The organism is uncultured Parasphingorhabdus sp., from assembly GCF_963975555.1.
Classification (GTDB): Bacteria; Pseudomonadota; Alphaproteobacteria; order Sphingomonadales; family Sphingomonadaceae; genus Parasphingorhabdus.
On the sequence record NZ_CAXBHH010000009.1, the window covers coordinates 108,853 to 128,226 of the forward strand.

Annotated in this window: 20 protein-coding genes; 6 read left to right on the forward strand and 14 right to left on the reverse strand. The window is 54.0% G+C overall.

The window, feature by feature from the left end; all coding sequences use genetic code 11:
• Positions 1–4: 4 nt before the first annotated feature.
• The 3 genes from AAC060_RS14945 to lptB all read right to left on the reverse strand — a co-directional run bounded on the left by AAC060_RS14945 (position 5) and on the right by lptB (position 3,319).
• Positions 5–1,555 (reverse strand): MBL fold metallo-hydrolase, encoded by a 1,551-nt coding sequence (locus tag AAC060_RS14945; protein WP_339827668.1) that lies wholly within the window; start codon positions 1,553–1,555, stop codon positions 5–7.
• A 34-nt stretch (positions 1,556–1,589) separates the two neighbouring features.
• A complete protein-coding gene (locus AAC060_RS14950) occupies positions 1,590–2,402 on the reverse strand; it encodes a universal stress protein (protein ID WP_339827671.1) in 813 nt (270 codons plus the stop codon).
• Positions 2,403–2,530: 128 nt separating this feature from the next.
• Positions 2,531–3,319, reverse strand: coding sequence for an LPS export ABC transporter ATP-binding protein (gene lptB / locus AAC060_RS14955; RefSeq protein WP_339827673.1), 789 nt, complete (start codon positions 3,317–3,319; stop codon positions 2,531–2,533).
• Positions 3,320–3,431: 112 nt separating this feature from the next.
• On the opposite strand from lptB, the gene AAC060_RS14960 reads away from it, so the two are divergent.
• Positions 3,432–3,842 carry a hypothetical protein gene (locus AAC060_RS14960; protein WP_339827675.1) on the forward strand — a complete coding sequence of 137 codons (411 nt, stop codon included), beginning with the start codon at positions 3,432–3,434 and terminating at the stop codon, positions 3,840–3,842.
• A 54-nt stretch (positions 3,843–3,896) separates the two neighbouring features.
• Here the strand turns inward: AAC060_RS14960 and AAC060_RS14965 are convergent, their stop codons facing one another.
• Complete coding sequence (locus AAC060_RS14965; protein WP_339827677.1) at positions 3,897–5,195, reverse strand: acetyl-CoA hydrolase/transferase C-terminal domain-containing protein; 1,299 nt, start codon at positions 5,193–5,195, stop codon at positions 3,897–3,899.
• Between the two features lie 199 nt (positions 5,196–5,394).
• Here AAC060_RS14965 and AAC060_RS14970 point away from each other — a divergent pair, with 199 nt between their 5' ends.
• Complete coding sequence (locus AAC060_RS14970; protein WP_339827679.1) at positions 5,395–5,994, forward strand: GNAT family N-acetyltransferase; 600 nt, start codon at positions 5,395–5,397, stop codon at positions 5,992–5,994.
• Between the two features lie 131 nt (positions 5,995–6,125).
• On the opposite strand, the gene AAC060_RS14975 is transcribed toward AAC060_RS14970, so the two are convergent.
• Entirely contained in the window at positions 6,126–6,569 is a 444-nt protein-coding gene (locus tag AAC060_RS14975) for a host attachment protein (protein WP_339827681.1), read from the reverse strand.
• A gap of 184 nt (positions 6,570–6,753) precedes the next feature.
• Between AAC060_RS14975 and AAC060_RS14980 the strand changes: the two genes are divergently transcribed.
• Positions 6,754–7,350 carry a hypothetical protein gene (locus tag AAC060_RS14980; RefSeq protein WP_339827683.1) on the forward strand — a complete coding sequence of 199 codons (597 nt, stop codon included), beginning with the start codon at positions 6,754–6,756 and terminating at the stop codon, positions 7,348–7,350.
• Between the two features lie 156 nt (positions 7,351–7,506).
• Here the strand turns inward: AAC060_RS14980 and AAC060_RS14985 are convergent, their stop codons facing one another.
• Positions 7,507–8,151 carry a murein L,D-transpeptidase catalytic domain family protein gene (locus tag AAC060_RS14985; protein WP_339827685.1) on the reverse strand — a complete coding sequence of 215 codons (645 nt, stop codon included), beginning with the start codon at positions 8,149–8,151 and terminating at the stop codon, positions 7,507–7,509.
• A gap of 84 nt (positions 8,152–8,235) precedes the next feature.
• Here AAC060_RS14985 and AAC060_RS14990 point away from each other — a divergent pair, with 84 nt between their 5' ends.
• On the forward strand, positions 8,236–9,405 hold the full coding sequence (locus tag AAC060_RS14990; RefSeq protein WP_339827687.1) for a L,D-transpeptidase family protein: 1,170 nt from the start codon (positions 8,236–8,238) through the stop codon (positions 9,403–9,405).
• 117 nt (positions 9,406–9,522) lie between these two features.
• Here the strand turns inward: AAC060_RS14990 and AAC060_RS14995 are convergent, their stop codons facing one another.
• The 8 genes from AAC060_RS14995 to AAC060_RS15030 all read right to left on the reverse strand — a co-directional run bounded on the left by AAC060_RS14995 (position 9,523) and on the right by AAC060_RS15030 (position 16,018).
• On the reverse strand, positions 9,523–9,870 hold the full coding sequence (locus tag AAC060_RS14995; RefSeq protein WP_339827689.1) for a hypothetical protein: 348 nt from the start codon (positions 9,868–9,870) through the stop codon (positions 9,523–9,525).
• Between the two features lie 133 nt (positions 9,871–10,003).
• Positions 10,004–10,465, reverse strand: coding sequence for a hypothetical protein (locus AAC060_RS15000; protein ID WP_339827691.1), 462 nt, complete (start codon positions 10,463–10,465; stop codon positions 10,004–10,006).
• Positions 10,466–10,530: 65 nt separating this feature from the next.
• Positions 10,531–11,502: a hypothetical protein gene (locus tag AAC060_RS15005; RefSeq protein ID WP_339827694.1), complete on the reverse strand. Its 972-nt coding sequence runs from the start codon at positions 11,500–11,502 to the stop codon at positions 10,531–10,533.
• Positions 11,474–11,809, reverse strand: coding sequence for a hypothetical protein (locus tag AAC060_RS15010; RefSeq protein WP_339827696.1), 336 nt, complete (start codon positions 11,807–11,809; stop codon positions 11,474–11,476). Before AAC060_RS15010 ends, AAC060_RS15005 begins: the two co-directional genes overlap by 29 nt.
• On the reverse strand, positions 11,806–12,648 hold the full coding sequence (locus tag AAC060_RS15015) for a hypothetical protein (RefSeq protein ID WP_339827698.1): 843 nt from the start codon (positions 12,646–12,648) through the stop codon (positions 11,806–11,808). The genes AAC060_RS15010 and AAC060_RS15015 overlap by 4 nt, the downstream gene beginning before the upstream one ends.
• A gap of 69 nt (positions 12,649–12,717) precedes the next feature.
• Positions 12,718–13,350, reverse strand: a complete 633-nt coding sequence (locus AAC060_RS15020; protein WP_339827700.1) for a tetratricopeptide repeat protein — start codon at positions 13,348–13,350, stop codon at positions 12,718–12,720.
• Positions 13,350–14,645, reverse strand: coding sequence for a tetratricopeptide repeat protein (locus AAC060_RS15025; protein ID WP_339827703.1), 1,296 nt, complete (start codon positions 14,643–14,645; stop codon positions 13,350–13,352). Before AAC060_RS15025 ends, AAC060_RS15020 begins: the two co-directional genes overlap by 1 nt.
• Positions 14,642–16,018, reverse strand: a complete 1,377-nt coding sequence (locus AAC060_RS15030; protein ID WP_339827705.1) for a hypothetical protein — start codon at positions 16,016–16,018, stop codon at positions 14,642–14,644. Before AAC060_RS15030 ends, AAC060_RS15025 begins: the two co-directional genes overlap by 4 nt.
• A gap of 123 nt (positions 16,019–16,141) precedes the next feature.
• On the opposite strand from AAC060_RS15030, the gene AAC060_RS15035 reads away from it, so the two are divergent.
• Positions 16,142–18,253, forward strand: a complete 2,112-nt coding sequence (locus AAC060_RS15035; RefSeq protein ID WP_339827707.1) for an ATP-binding protein — start codon at positions 16,142–16,144, stop codon at positions 18,251–18,253.
• A 20-nt stretch (positions 18,254–18,273) separates the two neighbouring features.
• On the forward strand, positions 18,274–18,897 hold the full coding sequence (locus tag AAC060_RS15040) for a response regulator transcription factor (protein ID WP_339827710.1): 624 nt from the start codon (positions 18,274–18,276) through the stop codon (positions 18,895–18,897).
• Positions 18,898–19,374 lie beyond the last annotated feature (477 nt).

Genomic DNA, 19,374 nt, shown 5'->3' on the forward strand with positions numbered 1-19,374 from the left:
TTGTTCAGTGCACGCTATCGAGCGCTCGTTTGAGCGCCGCCAGTATTTTCTCGCGATCCTGAACGGTCGGCTGTTCCAGTATCTTTTTGTCCACTTCGTTACGCAATGCCGCAAGCTTTGATATCCAGTCGCGCGAGGCGGTCAGGTCGGCTGCATCGGAACGGCCGGCAGATTTGCGGATAGCCGGTTTCGCTGGTTCCAGTTCCCATGTTTCGCCCAGAGCCGGAATTATTGTGGATGGCATTTCCAGAATTTCTCCCACTTTTTCAGCGAGACTTGTCAGTGCGGTCGGGTCTCCGTGGACCAGGAAGAGCGAGCCTCTGATCGGTGTGCGATCCTTGATCCATTCCACCAGTCCGCTGCGGTCGGCATGGTTGGAATAGCCATCAAGCGTCACAACCTGCGCTTTCACGATAACATCATGTCCGGATATGCGAACCCGCTTGGCTCCGTCCCTGAGCACCGATCCTAATGTCCCGCCTACCTGATAGCCGGACAGCAAAACCCGGGATTGCCGGTTCGGCAGGTTACGGATCAGATGATGTCTTATCCGGCCGCCTTCGCACATGCCCGATCCGGCAATGATGACAATTCCCGTCATCCGGTTGAGCTTCTTCGATTCAGACGTGTTCTCGATGAACCGGATGTTGGTCCGTTTCAACATGTCGGTTCCGCTGTCGCGGTAACGCATGACCGCCATGGTCACTTTCTGTGCCAGCGGGGAATCCAGAAAAACATTTACCGGCGCGAGCCGCTTGGATTCAAACAGTGCATCGAAATCTTCGAGTATCGCCTGCGTGCGTTCCAGAGCGAATGCAGGGATGAGCAGATTGCCGCCTGCCGCCATCACTTCCTCGACATGACGGGCGAGTGTCTCGCGACGCTCGCTGACCAGCACCAGTTCGCGATCCCGGTCACCATAAGTGGATTCGCAGATGACATGATCATAGCCGCCGATTTCAGAGGTCGTACAATTGATCGATCGACCGGGGCCGACATCGCCGGAGAACAGCAACCGCTGACCGGCGATATTGATTTCAATCGACGCCGACCCGACGATATGGCGCGCATCCCAGAAGCGGAATGACACGTCGTTGCCGAGGCCGACTTCCTCGCAATAGGTGACGGCACGGACATTTTTGTGCAATTTGGCAATGTCCTTGCCATCATAAAGCGGGATGAAAGGCGGCAGGCCTGCGCGGTCCGCCCGGCGGTTGCGGCGCTCGGCATCCGCGGCCTGTAACTTGGCGGCATCCTGCAAAAGCGGTTTGATGATATCGGCGCTGGGCGCGGTGCAATATGTTTTGGCCTTGCAACCGCTGGCATAGAGATAGGCCAGCCTGCCGCTATGATCGAGATGTGCATGGGTCAACAGCACGGCATCGATTTTCTTCGGGTCAAAAGGCAATTCTTCATGGTTCAACGCCTCGAGCGAACGGGTGCCCTGAAACATGCCGCAATCGACCAGTATCGTCTTGCCTGCACCCGTGACTTCAAAGCAGGAACCGGTGACGGTTCCCGCTGCACCATGAAATTTGATTGTTACTCCACTCATTCTGATCTTCCTCTCGGAAATTATATTTCCAAGATTAATGGGCGACGAGCAGCGGTACCGGGCAATCCCGGAACAGATTGCGCGTTACGCCGCCGAACAGAAACTCGCGGGCCCGGCTGTGGCCATATGCGCCCATCACCATATAGCTGGCATTCAGCGCATCGACGGTCGATAGCAGGACCGCCTGCACGGACGACTTGTCGGCCGCAAGTTCGTGGATTTTGGATTTGATGCCATGCCGTGACAGATATTCCGACGCTTCCAGAGGCGGCAGGTCGTGATCCTTGTCTTCCTCGACCACCACGATATGCACATCACTGGCAAGCTTCAGCAACGGAACAGCGGCGCGCAGCGCGTTGCCTGCCTCGAAGCTGCCATTCCAGGCAACCACAACCGGACCGGCTGCATCAAATTTCTTGAGGCTGTCAGGCTGGACAATCACGGGAATATTGGTGTTGAAAACCACGTCCCCCAAAATGCCTAGCGGTTCGGTATTGTCCTTTATGCCGCTGCAAGAACTGAGCACGATCAGGTCGGTCAGAGCAGAGCTTCTCGATAGCCCCCGTGCCGGCTCGGCATTGGCTGTGTGATAATCCCACGGAACATCCTCGCCTGCCAGCCGCTTCTCGATTTCCGCCTTCAGCAGCGTATCGGCTTCCAGCGCATATCTGCTGATGTCGTACATCACCGACATGCCGGTGACACCGTCGAACGCCATTTGCGGTTGATAGGGATTGGCGCGCAGGCAATGAAGATGGCCCTCAAGCGCGCGGGTCAGATCCAGCGCTGCCTGATAGCGTGCATCAAGTCCGGAATCGTCATTCACATAAAGCAGCACGGATTTCATCTTGTCTCTCCTATTTGATAACCTGTCCGCGAAGTTTGTCCGGAGAACCGACTGGTACGCCTGAATCCATTCGCCACATCATTATTCGTGGAGATGCCGGAAAGGCGATGGGCAAGCCATCCGTAGTGTTACCTAGCGGTGGCGTGAAATTCCTCGCCGAGATATAAATGGCGCACGATCTTGTCGTCCAGCATGGCTTCGGGCGTCCCGCTGAATACGATCCGGCCTTCGTGCAGGACATAAACACGGTCCAGAATATCAACCATCTCGCGTACATTCTGGTCGGTGATCAGGATGCCGACTTTATGCCTCTCCAGACTGGCAATCATCGCCTTGATATCCCTGACCGAAAGCGGATCAATCCCGGCAAATGGTTCGTCGAACAGCATGATACCCGGATTGGCTGCCATCGCTCGGGCGATTTCGCAGCGCCGTCGTTCGCCGCCTGACAAGGCGCGCGCCGGGGTTTTGCGGACATAGTCTATATGAAACTCAGTCAGCAACTCATCGAGCTTGTGCGCCCTCGAAACCGGATGCTTTTCAAATAGTTCGAGCACAGTCATGATATTCTGTTCGACCGTCAGTCCGCGGAACACCGAAGCTTCCTGAGGTAGATATCCCAGGCCGCGAAGCGCGCGCTGGTCGAGAGGCAATCTGGTTATATCTTCGCCATTTAGAATAATCTGCCCCGAGTTTATCCGCAATAACCCGAGGATCGAATAGAAGGTCAACGTCTTGCCCGCGCCGTCACGGCCCAGCAGGCCGACAACCTCCGAAGGACGGACTTCGATCGAAACATCATGCAAGACCGTCTTTTTGCCGAATTTCTTGGTGAGCGAAACCACCGATAGTCCGGTGCTTTCCAGCGCTGTTGCTTCAGCAAAATGTGGCAAAGTGGGTAGAATGATATGCTTCAATGGCTCGCATTGCCCCGGTTGGAAAACGGACATGATAAGGGGAAAGCGCGCGCGACAATATCAGGGAGTTTACGTATGTTTTCGCTGGCTTCGGTCGATTTAGAAGGGGATCATGGCCAATGTTCTGAAAGCTGGCGTTCTCTATTTTCTTGGCGTGTTCGCGCTCGGATTTATTTTAGGCGCGATCCGAATTTTTTTTCTGGTCCCCTATAGCGGACCGGTGGTTGCGGTCCTGGTCGAGCTCCCTTTCATACTTCTCGTTTCTTGGTTTTTCTGCCGGTTCCTGACCAGACGATTTACAGTCCCGGCTGAGCCATATGAGCGTCTGATTATGGGGTTGGTTGCATTTTCCTGCTTGATGATCGGCGAGGCTCTGGTCGCGGTGTTCCTGCAACAGGGCCGTATGACAGACTTTCTCATGACCTTTGATTTGCCGGAAAACCGGATAGGGCTTGCCGGCCAGATCGCTTTTGCTCTGTTTCCGTTGTTGCAATCCTATGCGGATAGCAAGGCCGGACGATAAGCTGGCAGGGTATTTCCTTCGAAGGTCTTCGCCGCAAATTATGTGGAGCGATCCTTACAGACCGTTGGCCAATTCGTCCCTGAACTTTGGATGGGCGAGGCCGATCAGCGCTTCCGCGCGCTGGATCAGCGATTTTCCCTTCAGGTCGACCGAGCCATATTCGGTGACCACGATATGTGTGTCGTTGCGCGGGGTGGTGACTGGACCGTCCAGCCGTGGGACAATGCGCGAGACTGTGCCGTTGCGGGCCGTCGACTGGCAGGCGATGATCGACTTGCCACCTTTCGATGCGTTAGCGCCGCGCACGAAGTCGAGCTGACCGCCCGAACCGCTATATTGCCGTCCCATCATATGTTCCGAATTGCATGCGCCACCGAGATCGATCTGCAACGTTGCATTGACGGACACGACGTTCCTGTTCTTGGCAATATGGCGGGGATCATTGACGATATTCACCGGCGCGCTGTGGAACGCCGGATTGTCATCGAGGAAGTCGTAAAATGCCCGGTCACCCATGGCGAAGGTGAAGACGCTGAGACCACGGTAGGTGGTCTTCGCCTGATTGGTGACCGCGCCGCAATGGATAAGCCCGGCCAGGGCAGGGGTCATCAGCTCCGTATGGATGCCAAGATCCTTGCGATCGTGCAGCAAGGCACAAACGGCACCGGGAAGCGCCCCTATGCCCATTTGCAGACAGGCTCTGTCGTCGATCATGTCCGCGATAATGGCAGCTACCTTTGCGTCTACCGCCGATATTTCGGGCGGGTGAACCTCGGTTATTGGCGTGCTGTGTTCAACAATCGCATCGACTTCCGACACATGCAGCAGGGAAGCGCCGAACACGCGCGGCATATTAGGATTGACCTCGACCACCAGCTTTTTTGCGCTGCGAGCGGCGGTGGTGGAATAGTCGTTGCTGGTGCCAAAGGTGAACCAGCCATGCTTGTCCATCGGCGAAACGGTCGTCACAAAAAGATCGAGCGACACTTCTTGTTCAAATAGCCGGGGGGAGTCGCTGAACGCTACCGGAACAAATTCGAGCGGACTTTTCTCGCCCGGCTGCTTTGTGCTGAGCAATTTCCGGTCAACAGAACTCAGAAACATGCAGCGTGGACGGATACGGCCCAATAGGTCAGGCCGCAGCACCGTATCACCGGCATGATCCATGGAATGGAAATACCATAGCTTCAGATCCTCTACAGCGCCATTTTCCGCCATGTCGGCGATTGCGCCGAGCAGCGCCGGCGGCTCCGCAGTCGCCATGCCCATCGCCATATGCGCTCCGGACTTTAATCCTTGCACAGCCTCGGCGGCGGTCCTGATCCGGGATTTATATGCTTCTATATGCGTCATTATCAATGCCTCGGATGGAGAGAAAACTGCCGGAACGGCCGGCTGCTGACAGACCGGATAAACGCCACCCGAGTCAATAGGGACCATTACGGATATTTGCAGAGATACGTTGGTTTACGGATGGCGAGCGTATCGCGACACCGGCTAGATTAGTTTCATCAAATTTGAAATTCCCCCTGGTTCCTTGAAAGGAAATCCCATGTCCGATGCAAAATCATCTTCCACGCAACCGACTCCCGCAGAACCGATCCGCCCTGACCATGCGGTAGTCGTGAGTAACAGCATACCGCTGACCACCCGCACCGGCTTCGAGTTTCATGTCCGGCCCGTCGAACCATCTGACAAGGAAGCCTTGGCAGAATTTTTCACGCATGTTTCAAAAGACGACCTGCGGTTCCGCTTTCTCTCCGCGATCCCGGAAGTTCAGGGTGCCTTGCTCGACGATCTGGTAGACGTCGATCATGAACACAAGGAAGACTATCTCGCCTTCGATATTGATGACAAGACCATCATCGCCAGCGCGATGGTGGGTGCCAGCGAGGACAAGTCCGAAGCGGAGGTCGCCCTTGCCGTGCGCAGCGACTATAAACATCGCGGGATGAGCTGGACTTTTCTGAAATATGCGATTGACCAGTCACGCAAAAGCGGAATCAAGAAACTTCAGTCGATCGAAGCCCGTGAAAATCACGCGGCGATCGAACTGGAAAAGGAGATGGGCTTTTCGGCGCGATCCTTTCCCGGCGACCCTACACTCATGCTGCTCGAATTTGATCTGACGGCAATGCCTACGACAAGCTGATCCGGGTATTCTGGTATATTTGCGAGCGGGCGGAGATCGGAGTCTCCACCCGCTTGTGATTTCGTCATTTTTGGCGAACGGAACATTCAATCAGTCATTATGGGCGCAATCCCCGCAACGCCGATAATTTGTCAGGCGTCGTGCTTGGCGAGCATTTTTGCCAGAGGTTCGCTGTCTTCCGGTCCGAAATTCTTTGGAATTTCTGCCAGCAATCGCGCGCTGGTTTCAGGGCCGAGATGTTTCCGGATAACCCCCAACGCGCGCGGGGCGGCTACCAGTATGATGCCTGCATTTGGTCCCGACATGATTTGCTCGATCCGCTGGGCCATTTCCGAAACAAAGCGGTCTTCTTCCTGTTGTTGCAGATCGACCTGCTCATGGGCGCCGCGGCTGGGAGACTTGCTCTGAAAGCTCCGTCCAGGCCTGTCCGTGCCGAGTTCCGAAGTGCGCAGTGAAGGATTTTTATGTTCTTCAATCAGTTCCAGCACCGGCGCAAAGGCTTCCCCGATATTCTTGAACATCGCCATACGGGAGCCATCAACCGCAATCACTTTGCTATCCTTGCGCACCAGCATGTCAGTCTCCCATAAGTTTATTCATCTGAAGACTTTCTAGGATGGGTGGAGTTTGGCGGCGATAGGTATTGTTACGGACCGGAGTAACCGGCCTTACGAATAATTACGTAAAGACAAACGAGCGGCTTGTTCCGACTATCATTCTTTATCGGCCGCTGCAGCGGCGACAGAAAAAGGACCGAAAATGCCGGATCATTTTAAGATTACCAAACCCGTCTCCAAGGCAGGCGCGCTGCTCATGACCTTGCTGCTGTTCGCATGCGCAACCGCAACACCCTACCAGCCACAAATCTCGGGCCAGCGTATCTCCGGTGGATATTCCGAAACGCGCCTTGGCGATGCTAAGTATCGTGTCCATTTCGCAGGAAATACGCTGACTTCCCGCGATACTGTAGAAGGCTATCTCTTATATCGCGCAGCGGAACTTACGGTTCAGAACGGATATGACTGGTTCCGCATTACCGACCATACGACCGAAACCGATCGCCAAACCTATGTCGAGCGTACCCCTCGCTACGAACCCTATTACGGGTCGATCTATCTCAACTGGCGTCCGCACTGGCGCTATTATCGCAGCGGTGTCTGGTCAACCTGGCACCCCTATGGCCGCGATCCGTTCTGGTCCTTTGATACCGACGTGCGGACCGTGGAGCGGTTCGAGGCGGAAGCGGAAATTGTCATGCGCCACGGGGCCATGGACAAGGATCAATCCCGTGCATTCGATGCCCGCCAGGTTCTGGAGGATCTCGGGCCGTCGATCAGACGACCCGAAGACCAGTAAGCGCCCTGAAAATACAACTGTCCGTGCCGGGAACGCTCTCCAAGGAGCAGGCGCGGGCAGGGGGGGGCGCAGATCGCCTGAAAGCGGGACAAGAGAGTTTTCTGAGGAAGGTCGAGCTTGGTAGGGCGCTTGGAAAGAAAGCGCTTAAATTACCTTCTATACCTTGTCGGCATAGAGAAGGCGACCCGGTCCCAACCGTTCCAATATGACCGGCAGATCGCTTTCGGAAAAGGCAAAGCAGCCTTGGCTGCGGCCCAGTTTTCCATGTGATGTTACCATTTCGGGTTCAGCATACCAGGCACCGTGGATCACGATCGCGCGCGGCTCTGCCATATTGTTGCTGGGGTCGAGCCCTTTCAGACGGCGCGATGTGCCGTGCTTGCCGATATAGGTCTCGCTGGTGATATAGCTTCCGCCCGAGGAGGCTTCTGATCCGGGTATATTGGAAAATTCCTGCAGCCAGCCCGTATGCCTCAGATCGGAGCCTTTGCCATGGGCAACCAGAAAGGACTGGGTGGTCCCGTTTGTCAGGTCGACAATATGGAAACGCTCCTTGGCGCTATGCAGCGAATAGTCGGCAATCCCGATCCTGTCTGTGTGCAGCAAGGATGATACATGGGTAGCCATCGCCGCCTTCGCGCGGTCGATCAAAGTGGATGGACCTGGAGGCGGTGTGATCTTCGGACGGGCGGGCAAGGGGGTGGCAATCTTGCTGGCGGCTTGTGATCGGGTGCTGATTCCATAAGCGGCGCCGGTGATGCCGAGCAGGCCGGCGGTGATAAAGTTTCTTCTTTTCATCATTCGTTCATAGCATATTTTTCCTGTACCCAGGATTAAGTATCAATACCTATTGTTGCGGCAGGCAATAGGCTGAAGAAGGATCGCATGAGAAAATTTATAGCAATATTGGGCGGGTTTCTGCTGTCCACATCGATCTCTGCGCAAACAGTGGATCAAGCAGAAGAAGATACACAGGATCACCTGATCTGGACCGAACCGCAAATTGCACAATTACAACAACTGGTGGATGCACGCGCATCCGAGGGTCTGGAAGACTGCGCAATTACCAATTTCAGCCAGCCAAATTCCGCCTCAGATCCTTTTCGCCGGTCGCGTCTTGCGTCCGTTGCGGCGAACGAGCTGATGTTGGCCTATCTCGACGGATGCTCTCCCGCATCGGCCCGGGCGAAATGGAATATCGGTAGCGATGACCGCAATATCGACACGCAGCAATTGCTGATGAAGGCACTGGTTCGCAATGACCTTACCGCCTATTTCAATGCGCTCCGGCCACGCAATCCCCATTATCAGGTGCTGCGCGCAGCCTATGCAACAGAAACGGATGCGGAGAAACGTTCGACATTGGCGGTGAACATGGAGCGCTGGCGCTGGATGCGGCTCGTGATGGGTGACAAATATCTGCTGGTAAATGCCGCCAGTTTCGAGGTGACGCTGTGGGAAAATGACACGAAGCTGAAAACCTGGCCGGTCATCGTCGGCAAGACCAAGTCTCCGACGCCGGTTTTTGAAGCCACTGTCAGCGGCGTGATACTGAATCCGTGGTGGGAAATTCCGACATCAATTGTTGCGGAGGGCATCGGATCGATGGTGCGCAACAATCCGTCTGCGGCGCGCAAAAAAGGTTATGTTTTCGAAAACGGGCGTTATCGCCAGCGTCCCGGACCAAACAATGCGCTCGGGCAGATGAAACTGGTCATGCCCAATCCCTATAGCATCTATCTGCACGACACCCCCAACAAGAACCGGTTTGCCGAACCAGTGCGAACCTTCAGCCACGGCTGTATCCGGGTTGGCGGCGCCATCGACTTTGACAAGACATTACTTGAAGGTGCGGCAACCGAAGAGCAGATTGACGAAATACTGGCCAACCGGACCACGACCAAATTGTCGCTGACCAAGCCGATCCCGATCTACATCGCCTATTTTACGGCAGAAGGAGCGGATGACGGTGGCGTCCGTTATTTTCCCGATGTCTACAAACGGGATGTGTTGAAGCTGGCCCGGAACGAGCCCCGCACCGACTGCGCTGCATAGTCATATTGGATTGCCGGTTTCATTGTTGGTCCGGTCTTTTGTTGTCTTGTCGCAGTTTTGGCTTCCGTCAGGACCATGACGGAAGGCAAGTTATGACAAGATTGCAGCAGATCTGTTTCAGGCGGAGCGAGTACCGGATTCTTCCAGAACCGTTTCTAACGATTTGTCGTCGAGACCCAGTCCGCCCAGAATTTCGCGCGTATGAGTCCCTATACCTGTCACAAATCCGGGTATTGCGCCCCCGGGCATCAGACGAAATGCAGCGCCGGGCACTGGAATCGGCGCGCCGCCGTTTTCGGATTTGACGAAGGCAATAGCCGTTGTCTTATCAGCGACCTCGTCCTGATAAACCTCGGTGACAGTGCGCGTTATGCCGCAAGCTATGCCCGCCGCATTTGGTTCTGGGCCTTCGTCCAATGTGATAGCCTGCAACAAGAGCAAGTTAAGGGCTATCGCACTAATCATTGCTGTTCCTTTTCAAATATAGCCGGGCCGAACTTGATGCCGGTTGGCTGTGGTTATTCTTACCTCGTTGTCCGGGCCACGTTGGGGACCTTGCATCCGAGAAAATTTTGGGCTCGCGGCTCCCCAAGTTCACTTAACAACTGCCCAAAGCTCGGGGCAGTTCGTCAACTCTGCCGATTTCATCATTTGCCCAAGTGGCATAGACTGTATCGGCGCGTTCATTGGATTCATGAAGAATTTCGACCAATCCGTCCAGATTTCCTTCCTCACGGCGAAGCAGTTTTTTGCTTAGTTGCAGCCATTGAGCCGCGGATTTTTTGGCATTATGGGAAGATAATTCGGTTCGCAATGCCGCGCTAAATTGCGGCATATTTGAACTGTCCACCACATACTGCCAACGATTCCAGTAAGCAGAACATTGCGCCATCTCGGAAGGGGTGACCGGACTAACACCGATGGCTGCTCCCTCGGCAAAAGCCGCATTTGCACGGGCCGCATTTTCATTCTGAGATGAACTGGCCGCGACAGGGGCTGAGAATAGAAGAGTAGACAGAGCCAAGGGCAGTGGGCTCTTCACGATCCATTTTACATGCATTTCAATTTCCCTGAAATCCTTTGTCTCATACCAATGCGCACTAGGCTTTCTAAAGACCGTTGAATCTAGTAATCCTTACATGAGATCGCCGTGCCGCCGCCAACGCCGCTATAGGTTGTTGTCGTACAGGTCTTGAATTTCTGGCGCGGAGTTCTTTGTCCCGAAGATGAGCCTGAAGCTGCCGAGGCGGCTTGTGCCGCCCGATCCTTGGCCGCACGAGCCGCCCATTGTTTGCCCTCATTTTCCGTATATTTCCGAACCCGCAGTCGCCGCTGATATTCCGCAAAAATGATGCGCGTTGCTGGCGGATTATATTGCCAATAATATTGGTTGGCGAGCGCGACCACAGCAGCATCACTGAAACGAGTGACGCCTTTCGCGCCGGTCTCTACCACCAGTTCGCCCAGAAGATTGCCTTCCGGAATTTCTTCCATCAACTTTTTACCATAGGGATAGCGCTCGACGATATAATCGGCGACGGCGGCATAGTCGCCCGTTTCCTGAACATGGTAACGCAAGTCCGCCACGCTATAGGAATCCGGCGCTTCAGCGGCTGGAGCCGCTGCGGCAGCGGCAACAGCGACAACAGAACCGCGACTATTGTAACTATCATCGGCGGCAATTTCGTACAGAACCGCCTCACACTCGTCAGCAGCTTCCAACACATGGTCCAGCAAGGCGCGCTCGCCGTTTTTCGCTTTATAGTCGAGCCATTGTCTTGTCACATTGGTTTTGGCAGTGCTTTTGCTTGCTCCACCTTGACCCAATACACGGTCAAGATATCCGCGCGCAAATGTGCTGGAGACATCGTAGCTATTGCCTTGTTCCTCACCAACCTGGATGGCCTGCGCACATTCGTAAATGCTGTCGACCCTGTCTTGCGCATGGGCCGTCTGGGCCGATGCGGCCGCCGGAATTGACAAGGCGGCAAGGCCGGCCAAACACGATAGCGGGACGATATTGGTCAAGCATATTTTCCGTTGCATCCGTTCTTCCTCGCCGTAACTATCAAAGACCACGGTCGCATTTTTGCGCATTGTCGATCATCTTTGTGAGAGTATTGTCATCACCCATCGTTCGGGCGCGGGACTCATATTTTGCTTTGGCTTCATTATAATAGGCCCCCGCATCCAGGCCCAATTTATCGCTGGCCTGCATCAGGAGATTTGCCCAGGTGTCGCTGCTATTGTTCAACTTGACGCCGTTTTCTTCGGCAATCTGGACCACATAGGTGCATTCCGCTGCGCTTTTGAGCATCTTCGTTTCTTGCTTGGATGCTGCCAATACGGGGTGCGATAACAGTGACAGGGCGCTGATCGCCACGATGGCAAATATATTCTTCATTCTACGTCTCCTTGTGGAATAGTTTCGGGTTTCGGTGCGATCTGCTCCGAAACTTGCTGTTTTTCAGGTAAGTAAATTGTGGGGGCGACCGGTTTTGTTTCGTCGAAAGCAAGGCCTGCAACAAGAAGCTGGTCAGCTGTATTTATGGCAAAATCAATTTGTATGGTTCCGCCTGTCGGGCAGCAATGGCCGTCGCCGGACCGCCATACCGGTGAACTGGCATGCATGTCGCGAAAGTTAAAATTGACCCCGTTCTGCACTTCAAATCCTGCAGGGAGCATGGCATTTACTTCATCGAACCAAGATCTCAGCGAGATGTGGCTCCACCCGGTTTTCGTGCGTCGAACCAGAAGGTCGGCATTGCCTGCCCCGTTACCACCAGTACGCCCGAGGACGTGGATCAAAACGCCGTCATCGCTATTGGCCACGACATCCGGTGCCAGAAACCAGCCTTCGGTTTGCGCTGCCAGAACCAACCTGGGCACTGGCTTTCCTTCGAGTTCGAACAATATGATCATTTCGGTCGCGGGACCATCATTGGGCGCCAGCATCATATGCTGCCAGATTACGCGGCCGCCACGTTCCATATTGCTAATGGTGCCGCTCGCCTTGACCCAACATCGCGCTTCGGTTTGATAAAGACACTGTTTTGATAGCAGGAGCACCGCATTGGATGTCAGGCTGATAGCTTTTTCCATCTGCGCAAATGTGCAGGGGCTTTCATAGCCTCCGTCGGGGCAGACGGTGACGGTTTCGGTGGGGGCAGCGGCTGCATCTTGTTTGTCTTTGGCGGATACCGGATTGGCGAAAATCAAGGCCAGGACCAACCCTGTCATCATACGCATTGTTGAGAATGACACAGATCGATTGATCGCCAGTGCCGAATATTTACCTTTGTTCAAAACCGGTTACTCCACTTCGCCGACAGGACTGCTTGCTGCCACCAGCTTTGCGAGCCGATCGCACGAGGCCTCGTTATGCAGGTCACATCCTGCCCGATAAGCATCCATCGCAACGTTTACATCTTTATGGGTAACACCCATTCCCTGTTCGACCATGATCCCCGCATTGAGACATCCCCGACCGTCTGATGCGCGGCAAATTTGGGCGTAAAGGTCCAGCGCTCCGGGATAGAGCTGCTCGCCGCCGCGCCCTTCGCGGAGCATGTTGGCATAGTTGAAACAGCTCGGACGAAATTGCAGTTCGCAGCCCTTTTTATAGGCAGCGCGTGCGGCCTCGAGGTCAGCGTCGCCGCCTTCGCCTGCCTCCGCCATAGCGCCAAAATTATGACAGGCTTCATCCACGCCATCATCAAAACAGAAAGACCGCAGCATCACGCGTGCCTCTCTCTTTCCGCCAAGTTGATCAAGCCGCATTGCATCCTCAAAATGGCGTCGCTTTTCGTCTTTGGTACGCTCTGCCGCTGTCGTTGTTTCAGCAACGCTTGTGGCGCTCTCTGCCCCTATCTCTTGTGCTTGTGCTGCGGACGTGAAAATCCACAAGGCAGAAGACAGGCAAAGGCTGATATGTGATATCCGCATCAGGTCTGTTCCCGCGCTGGCTCTAAATCGGCTAATTCGCTGCAGGCACGTTGATAGCCGCCATCGCATCCTTGCTTCAGCAATTGCCGGGCCTTTCGCATGTCACGGGCAAATCCGCCTTTCCCCTGCAAATATAACATCCCGATATTTGTGCAGGCCTGCGCATGGCCTTTGTCACACGCTCTTGTCGCCCATATGCGAAATTGGAATATGTCCTGTGTGACACCTTCGCCGGTATAATACATCACCGCCTGTGTGTAGCATCCGTTCGCATAGTCCAGCTCGCATGCTTTTTGCGCGAATTGCATCGCACTCGGATAGCTTTTCGCAATGCCGTCACCTTTGTAATAGGCGGTCGCCAAATTACTGCAGCCCATCGGATCGTTGCCCTTGCAAGCTTTTTCAAAAGCGATAAACGCAAGAACAAGTGCCGCAGTTTTCGTCTTGGCCGTTGCTGCCTCGTCCATCCATAATGTTCCGAGATTGCTACAGGCTATCGCCACGCCCCCGTCACAAGCTTTGGAAAAATGGCTTTTAGCGACGCCGTTGTCACCAGCCATGCCAAAACCGTCCCGTGCAAAAACGCCCATATTGGCGCAGCCTTTTATTTCTCCGCCTTCGCAGGCCCGCTGGCTATATTTGACGGCAAGTGCGCCATCCTTGGGTCCGCCCCGTCCTTCAGCGGCATAAGCGCCGGCATCGACACAAGCATCGGCGGCGCCAAGGTCGCAGGCTTTGAAATAGCTGGTGCGAGCCAAGCTATATATTGCGTTCCTGCTGCTATCATCTGTCGCAGCGCTGAGCTTGTTGGCAATCAAGATGGCCTGTAAAGCACAACCATCCACGGCATTGGCTTCGCACAGCATATTGTAAATATCCAGCGCACCGTCTTTGTCGACGGGACCGCCGACACCCCGTTGCATCAACGGTGCCAATCCGCGACAAGCATCGGCGTTGCGTAAAATGCAGCCTCGGACAAATTTCCCGCGTGCTTTTGCGTCATTTGCTGTCGAAGGCAGATGATCCAAAAAAATGCGCCCGGCATCCACGCACGCCGCAGAATAGCCAAGATCACAGCTTTGCGAGAAATTCATAGATGCCCGCTCAAAATTCTCCGACGCCAAAGCTGTTTGCCCATCGGCATAGAGTCCGGCGGCTTCACGCAAGGCTGTGTCCGGTTGACCAGAATCGCTTTGGGCCAAAGACACGGACGGAGTGGCCGTGAACAGGATCAGGGCTAAAGTCCGGATCAGGACCTTCATCACAGGATTGGAATGGTCGTTTGCAAGCCTCATTTTTTGACATTCAGAACAGGAACATTAGCCCATTGCAGGGCCGTGCGAAGATCGCCGAGGGTTTGGCTCTGGATAGAAGCGTCTTTTCCGATGTCGAGAAATTCGGTCCAGGCGCCCGCGTTTTGGCCCGCGTTTTGGAAAGCTACTGTCACGCGGGTAAGATCTGGCTTGCGCTCGATGATACGCTGCGATTGCGTGGGTAAAATGAACTTTGAGCTGCCCATAGTGGCGCTGCCATTCCCGCTTTCTTTTTCCATGGCGAGTTTGGTGCCATCAGACAGACGGATTTCCATAGCATCGATATTGCTGCGCATATTTGCGTTCCAGCGGCCTTTTTGCGTGATCAACATCCGTCCGTGCGGATCGAATGTTCCCGGGCGTGAAAGTTCAAACCGGATTGTATTTTCGTCATCGCGTTTCAGGACACGATATACCGACAGGCCCGCTTTCTTGCGCGTGCCTGCAAAGCGACCCATGCGGGAGCGCCAGATCCCGAAGTCGTCTGATGCCGAGCCAAAGCTGACTAGCTTGCCAACGGATGTGAATATGGTTTTCTTTTCGATCTTCCCTTGCAAATATTGGTTCAGATCTTCCGTCAAAACCAGTTGCTCAAAACCAGCCTGCATCAACAAAGAATATTTGGACTTGCATTCGGCGTCGATCATCCCGGCAAAGATTCTCACCATATTCTCGAACTCTGGTTTTTTCGGTGACTGCTCATATTTGGTTTGTCTGTTGTTTGCGACGATGCGCCATTCCGTCTTGCTCAACGCCATATATTCTCCGTCGACAGAGCATGATTTCGGCTCGCCGGTCATTGCATGCGGCGCCGATATCAGCGCATCAGCGATCAAATTGGCAGATTCAATCAATTGGGCCACATCCGGCCGTGCCGTCTTGCCAGCGCAACCGATCCATTCCTTTTTACCTTTTTCAAAATTATCAAGGGAACGATATTGCTCAGCCTTGAGAATTTTCTTTAAATCCGGGCCAAATTTTTCGCTGAGAAGCATTAGGGCGCGATATTCGCCTAGCATCAAAATATCGCAACTTTCGTTTGCGCCAAGCGCGTAGGTAGAGAGGGCGAAGAGACTGGCAACCGCTTGTACTTGGTTTGCCGTGGGTTGCTGCGCATGAACAGGCGGCGCAATGGCAAGGGCCGAGAGCACGGGCAAAATATATGCGGACAATTTTAGCAATCGTTTATGGATAGATTCATTCTGATTTTGACAACTATGCACACCGCCCCCACTGCATTTTAGATTCTGTATTTGCATGCGGCTTTTGCCGGTAAATCGGGGGATTTCGCCATCCCCCATTTGGGGGATAGCCAGTTTGATGATTTCGCCGCAGACTGGGTTCTCTTGGGGCATAAATGCAGATTTATTTTCCAGATAGCTGCCTGAATATTTGCGACCCGTATTCAGGCAGCTAAGTCTTGACGGAAAAGCGTTTGCGCTGCACCGTCAGCTTTCACAAATATCGAGACGGAAATAATGCGGAAAAGCCAGAAAAGCTATTTTGCAATGCCGGGTATATTGCTCTCCATTGTCATTTTCTTAGGCTTTTTGGCGACGTTGAGCGCGTTTATAGTCGCCTTTTCCCAGCCCCGCTTTAGCCAACAATTGGTTGTTTCCGAACAAGGCGTAATTTTGCAAAATGCGGCCGGCGAAAAAATTGGCATTGCCCCGCGCATAGGTCCGGGTGAAGTAGAAATTGAACCTGCTGATCTTACTCCCGAACCTGATGTGATGGAACGCTATGAGCAGCAATACCGGTTTGCCGCGCGCCAAGACAGATTTGCCGATATTCTCCGCAATTCCGATAGCGTGACGGTTGTCACGAATGACGCGGAGCGCGAGATCAAGCTCAGGCCCAATGATGTCATGCCATTCGAGTTTTGGTTACAGATACTGGTTGGCATCGCAGGGTTCATCGTATCCGCCTGGATATGGGCTTTGCAACCAAAGCGGCTTTCCAACCAGCTGTTTGGACTTGTCGGACTTTGCCTATGGCTCTCCGCTACCTGTGCTGCAATATATAGCACCCGGTGGCTGGCGCTGCCGACGGATTTATTCCAGCCCCTGAGTGCGCTGAACGCATTGGGATCGATTGGCTTTGGCATTGCGCTGATCTGTTTGTTTCTCATCTATCCGGTCCGTCTGGTGCAAAACCGATTTCTGATATGGGTCGCGATTCCGATCGTGGGTTTATATTTGCTGGGGCAACTCGATCTGCTGGGCAAGCCGGCCAATGAAACCCCCTTGCTGACCGCGATGGAAATGCTCGCCATATTGGTTCTGGTTGTCATCCAGTTCATAAAATCGCGCGGCCGTCCGCTCGATATGGCCGCGATCCGGTGGGTCGGCGTGTCTAGTTTGATCGGGTCCGGCTTGTTTATCTGCATGGCGATCATCCCCGTTCTTTTGGGCGCCGAACCGCTGATCAACCAAAGCTATGCCTTTGCGTTTTTCCTGATCGTACATCTGGGGGTTGCATTCGGTCTGAAACGGCAGAACCTGTTCGAAAGCGAGCTTTGGGCGATCACCATGTTCAAGGCCGTGTCCGTCGGCCTGTTGCTAATTGCGGTTGATGTCGCACTGGTGGCTCTGCTTGGGTCATTGAGCGGAGCGGCAGTGCTGACCATGCTGCTCATCTTGCCGTTTTTCTATCTTCCCTGGCGGAGCATGGTGCAGCGCTGGCTCTTTCAGGCCACGCCAATCGAAGATCTGCTGGAAGAAGTCGCCCATGTTGCATTGATCCGCAACGTAAATGATCGCTGCGCAAAATGGCAGGAAATTTTGCAACAGGCATTCACCCCTTTGGCGATCGAGCCGGTCCCGGTTGGTAGTGGTGATGCTGAGTCTGTAGCGATTGAAGAACAAGGCATCATGCTTCATATTCCTGCGGCTGCTGGTTGTGCGCCGCTTGCACTCCGCTACAAAAACAAGGGCACGAGGCTGTTCCAAAAACGCGACCGGCAGGTCGCTGCGCGTATGATCGATTTTCTTTCCAGCCTGAAACGCCAACAACAGGCATTTGCCGATGGCGTCACAAGCGAACGCGGCAGGATATCGCGCGATCTGCACGATGACCTTTCGGCGCTGCTTATGTCGGGGCTTAACTCGGATAATCCGGATGATCTGAAATCGGTGCTCCGCTCTTCTTTGGCGGAAGTCCGGATGATTGTCTCGGCTGAGGTCGGTGACACGCGCCTGCTTGCAGACATTCTCGCCGATTGCAGGGCCGAGACGGCAGATCGCCTGGAGGCTTCGGGTATCGCCCTCAACTGGCCGATTTCCGAAATATCAGGCATGCTGACGCCGCAACCGCAAAAGGCGCTCACCTCAATCATCCGCGAAATGGTAACGAACGTCATTAAACATTCGGGGGCGACGGAAATGCAGGTGCAGACACGGTTGGAAAATGGCGTCGTCTATATTGTTGCGAGCGACAATGGCAGAGGATTCAGCGCAGGTAAGGGCCAGGGCAATGGCCTGGCCAATATCAGGACCCGGCTTGCAGCGCTTGAGGGCAATTTTGATTTCGGCGATCTGGATCCGAAGGGTTTTCGTACCAGCATTGCGCTGCCGGTCGAAACGCAATGACGGGGCAGCAAACACGAATAATGATCGTCGATGATTTGTCATCCGCGCGGCAATTGCTTGGCGCAGCAATTAAGGACGTGCTCGCCGAGCAAAATATTGTGAACTATGTGCTTTGCGACGCTGCGTCCTTCAAAGAGGCAATGGTCATGCTGGATCAAAAATTTGATTTTGCATTTGTCGACCTGCATCTGCCGGATGGCCGAGGCTGGGATATTATTCGCAGCCTGAAAGCCAATCCTGAAATCATCATTGCCGCCGTAACCGTGATGGACGACCGCGAGAGCGTGGAGGCGACATTGGCAGCGGGTGCGGACGGATATTTAATCAAAGATGTCGAGCCTGAGTTACTGCATTACCGTATCGCTAGGCTGATGGCTGGCGAACCTTCTCTATCGCCAGCCATTGCGCGGATGATGTTGGCGCGGTTCCGGCCCGAGCAAGATCATCAAAGCGACCCGTTGACAGACCGGGAACGCGAGGTGCTTTCCCTCGTGGGACGCGGGCTACGCGCGAAGGAAGTGGCCGAACAATTAATGATCAGCTCTCACACGGTGCGTGATCATCTGAAATCGATCTACCGCAAACTGGATGTGTCTTCGCGCGCAGAAGTGGCGATTGAGGCGCAAAAACGCAATTTGACTTAGCACCACATCTTCTGATCGGAAATAACGTTTCGGCCTATCGGCAGCCCCTGCAGACTGCCGTTTCTTCACTGTCCCCCGGTTAATCGGCCAAGTTTCTGAATTTGGATCGGGAGGGTCCATTGCGATGCATAACTGATCGATGTCAGCATATGCCCAGTGATTTCGCTTGAGCAGACAGTCCGCTAACGGCCCAATAGCTGTCCTTCAGGTGGCTTATTTGTCGCGTCAGAAGTCAAAGCTGATGAGTTGGAGGCGGTGGCATAGTCGAAATGCTTGCACGAAACCCAAGCAGATTGCGGCCTCATGAGTCATAGTGATCAATATTTCTCTACCAAGCTGATTAACCGATTGAAATTCACCGTTCTATAAACCGTTCTAATTCGGTTTTTTAGAACGGATGAACACCGTAACACATTGAAATAATGGTGAGCCCTGCTGGGTTCGAACCAGCGACCTACTGATTAAAAGTCAGTTGCT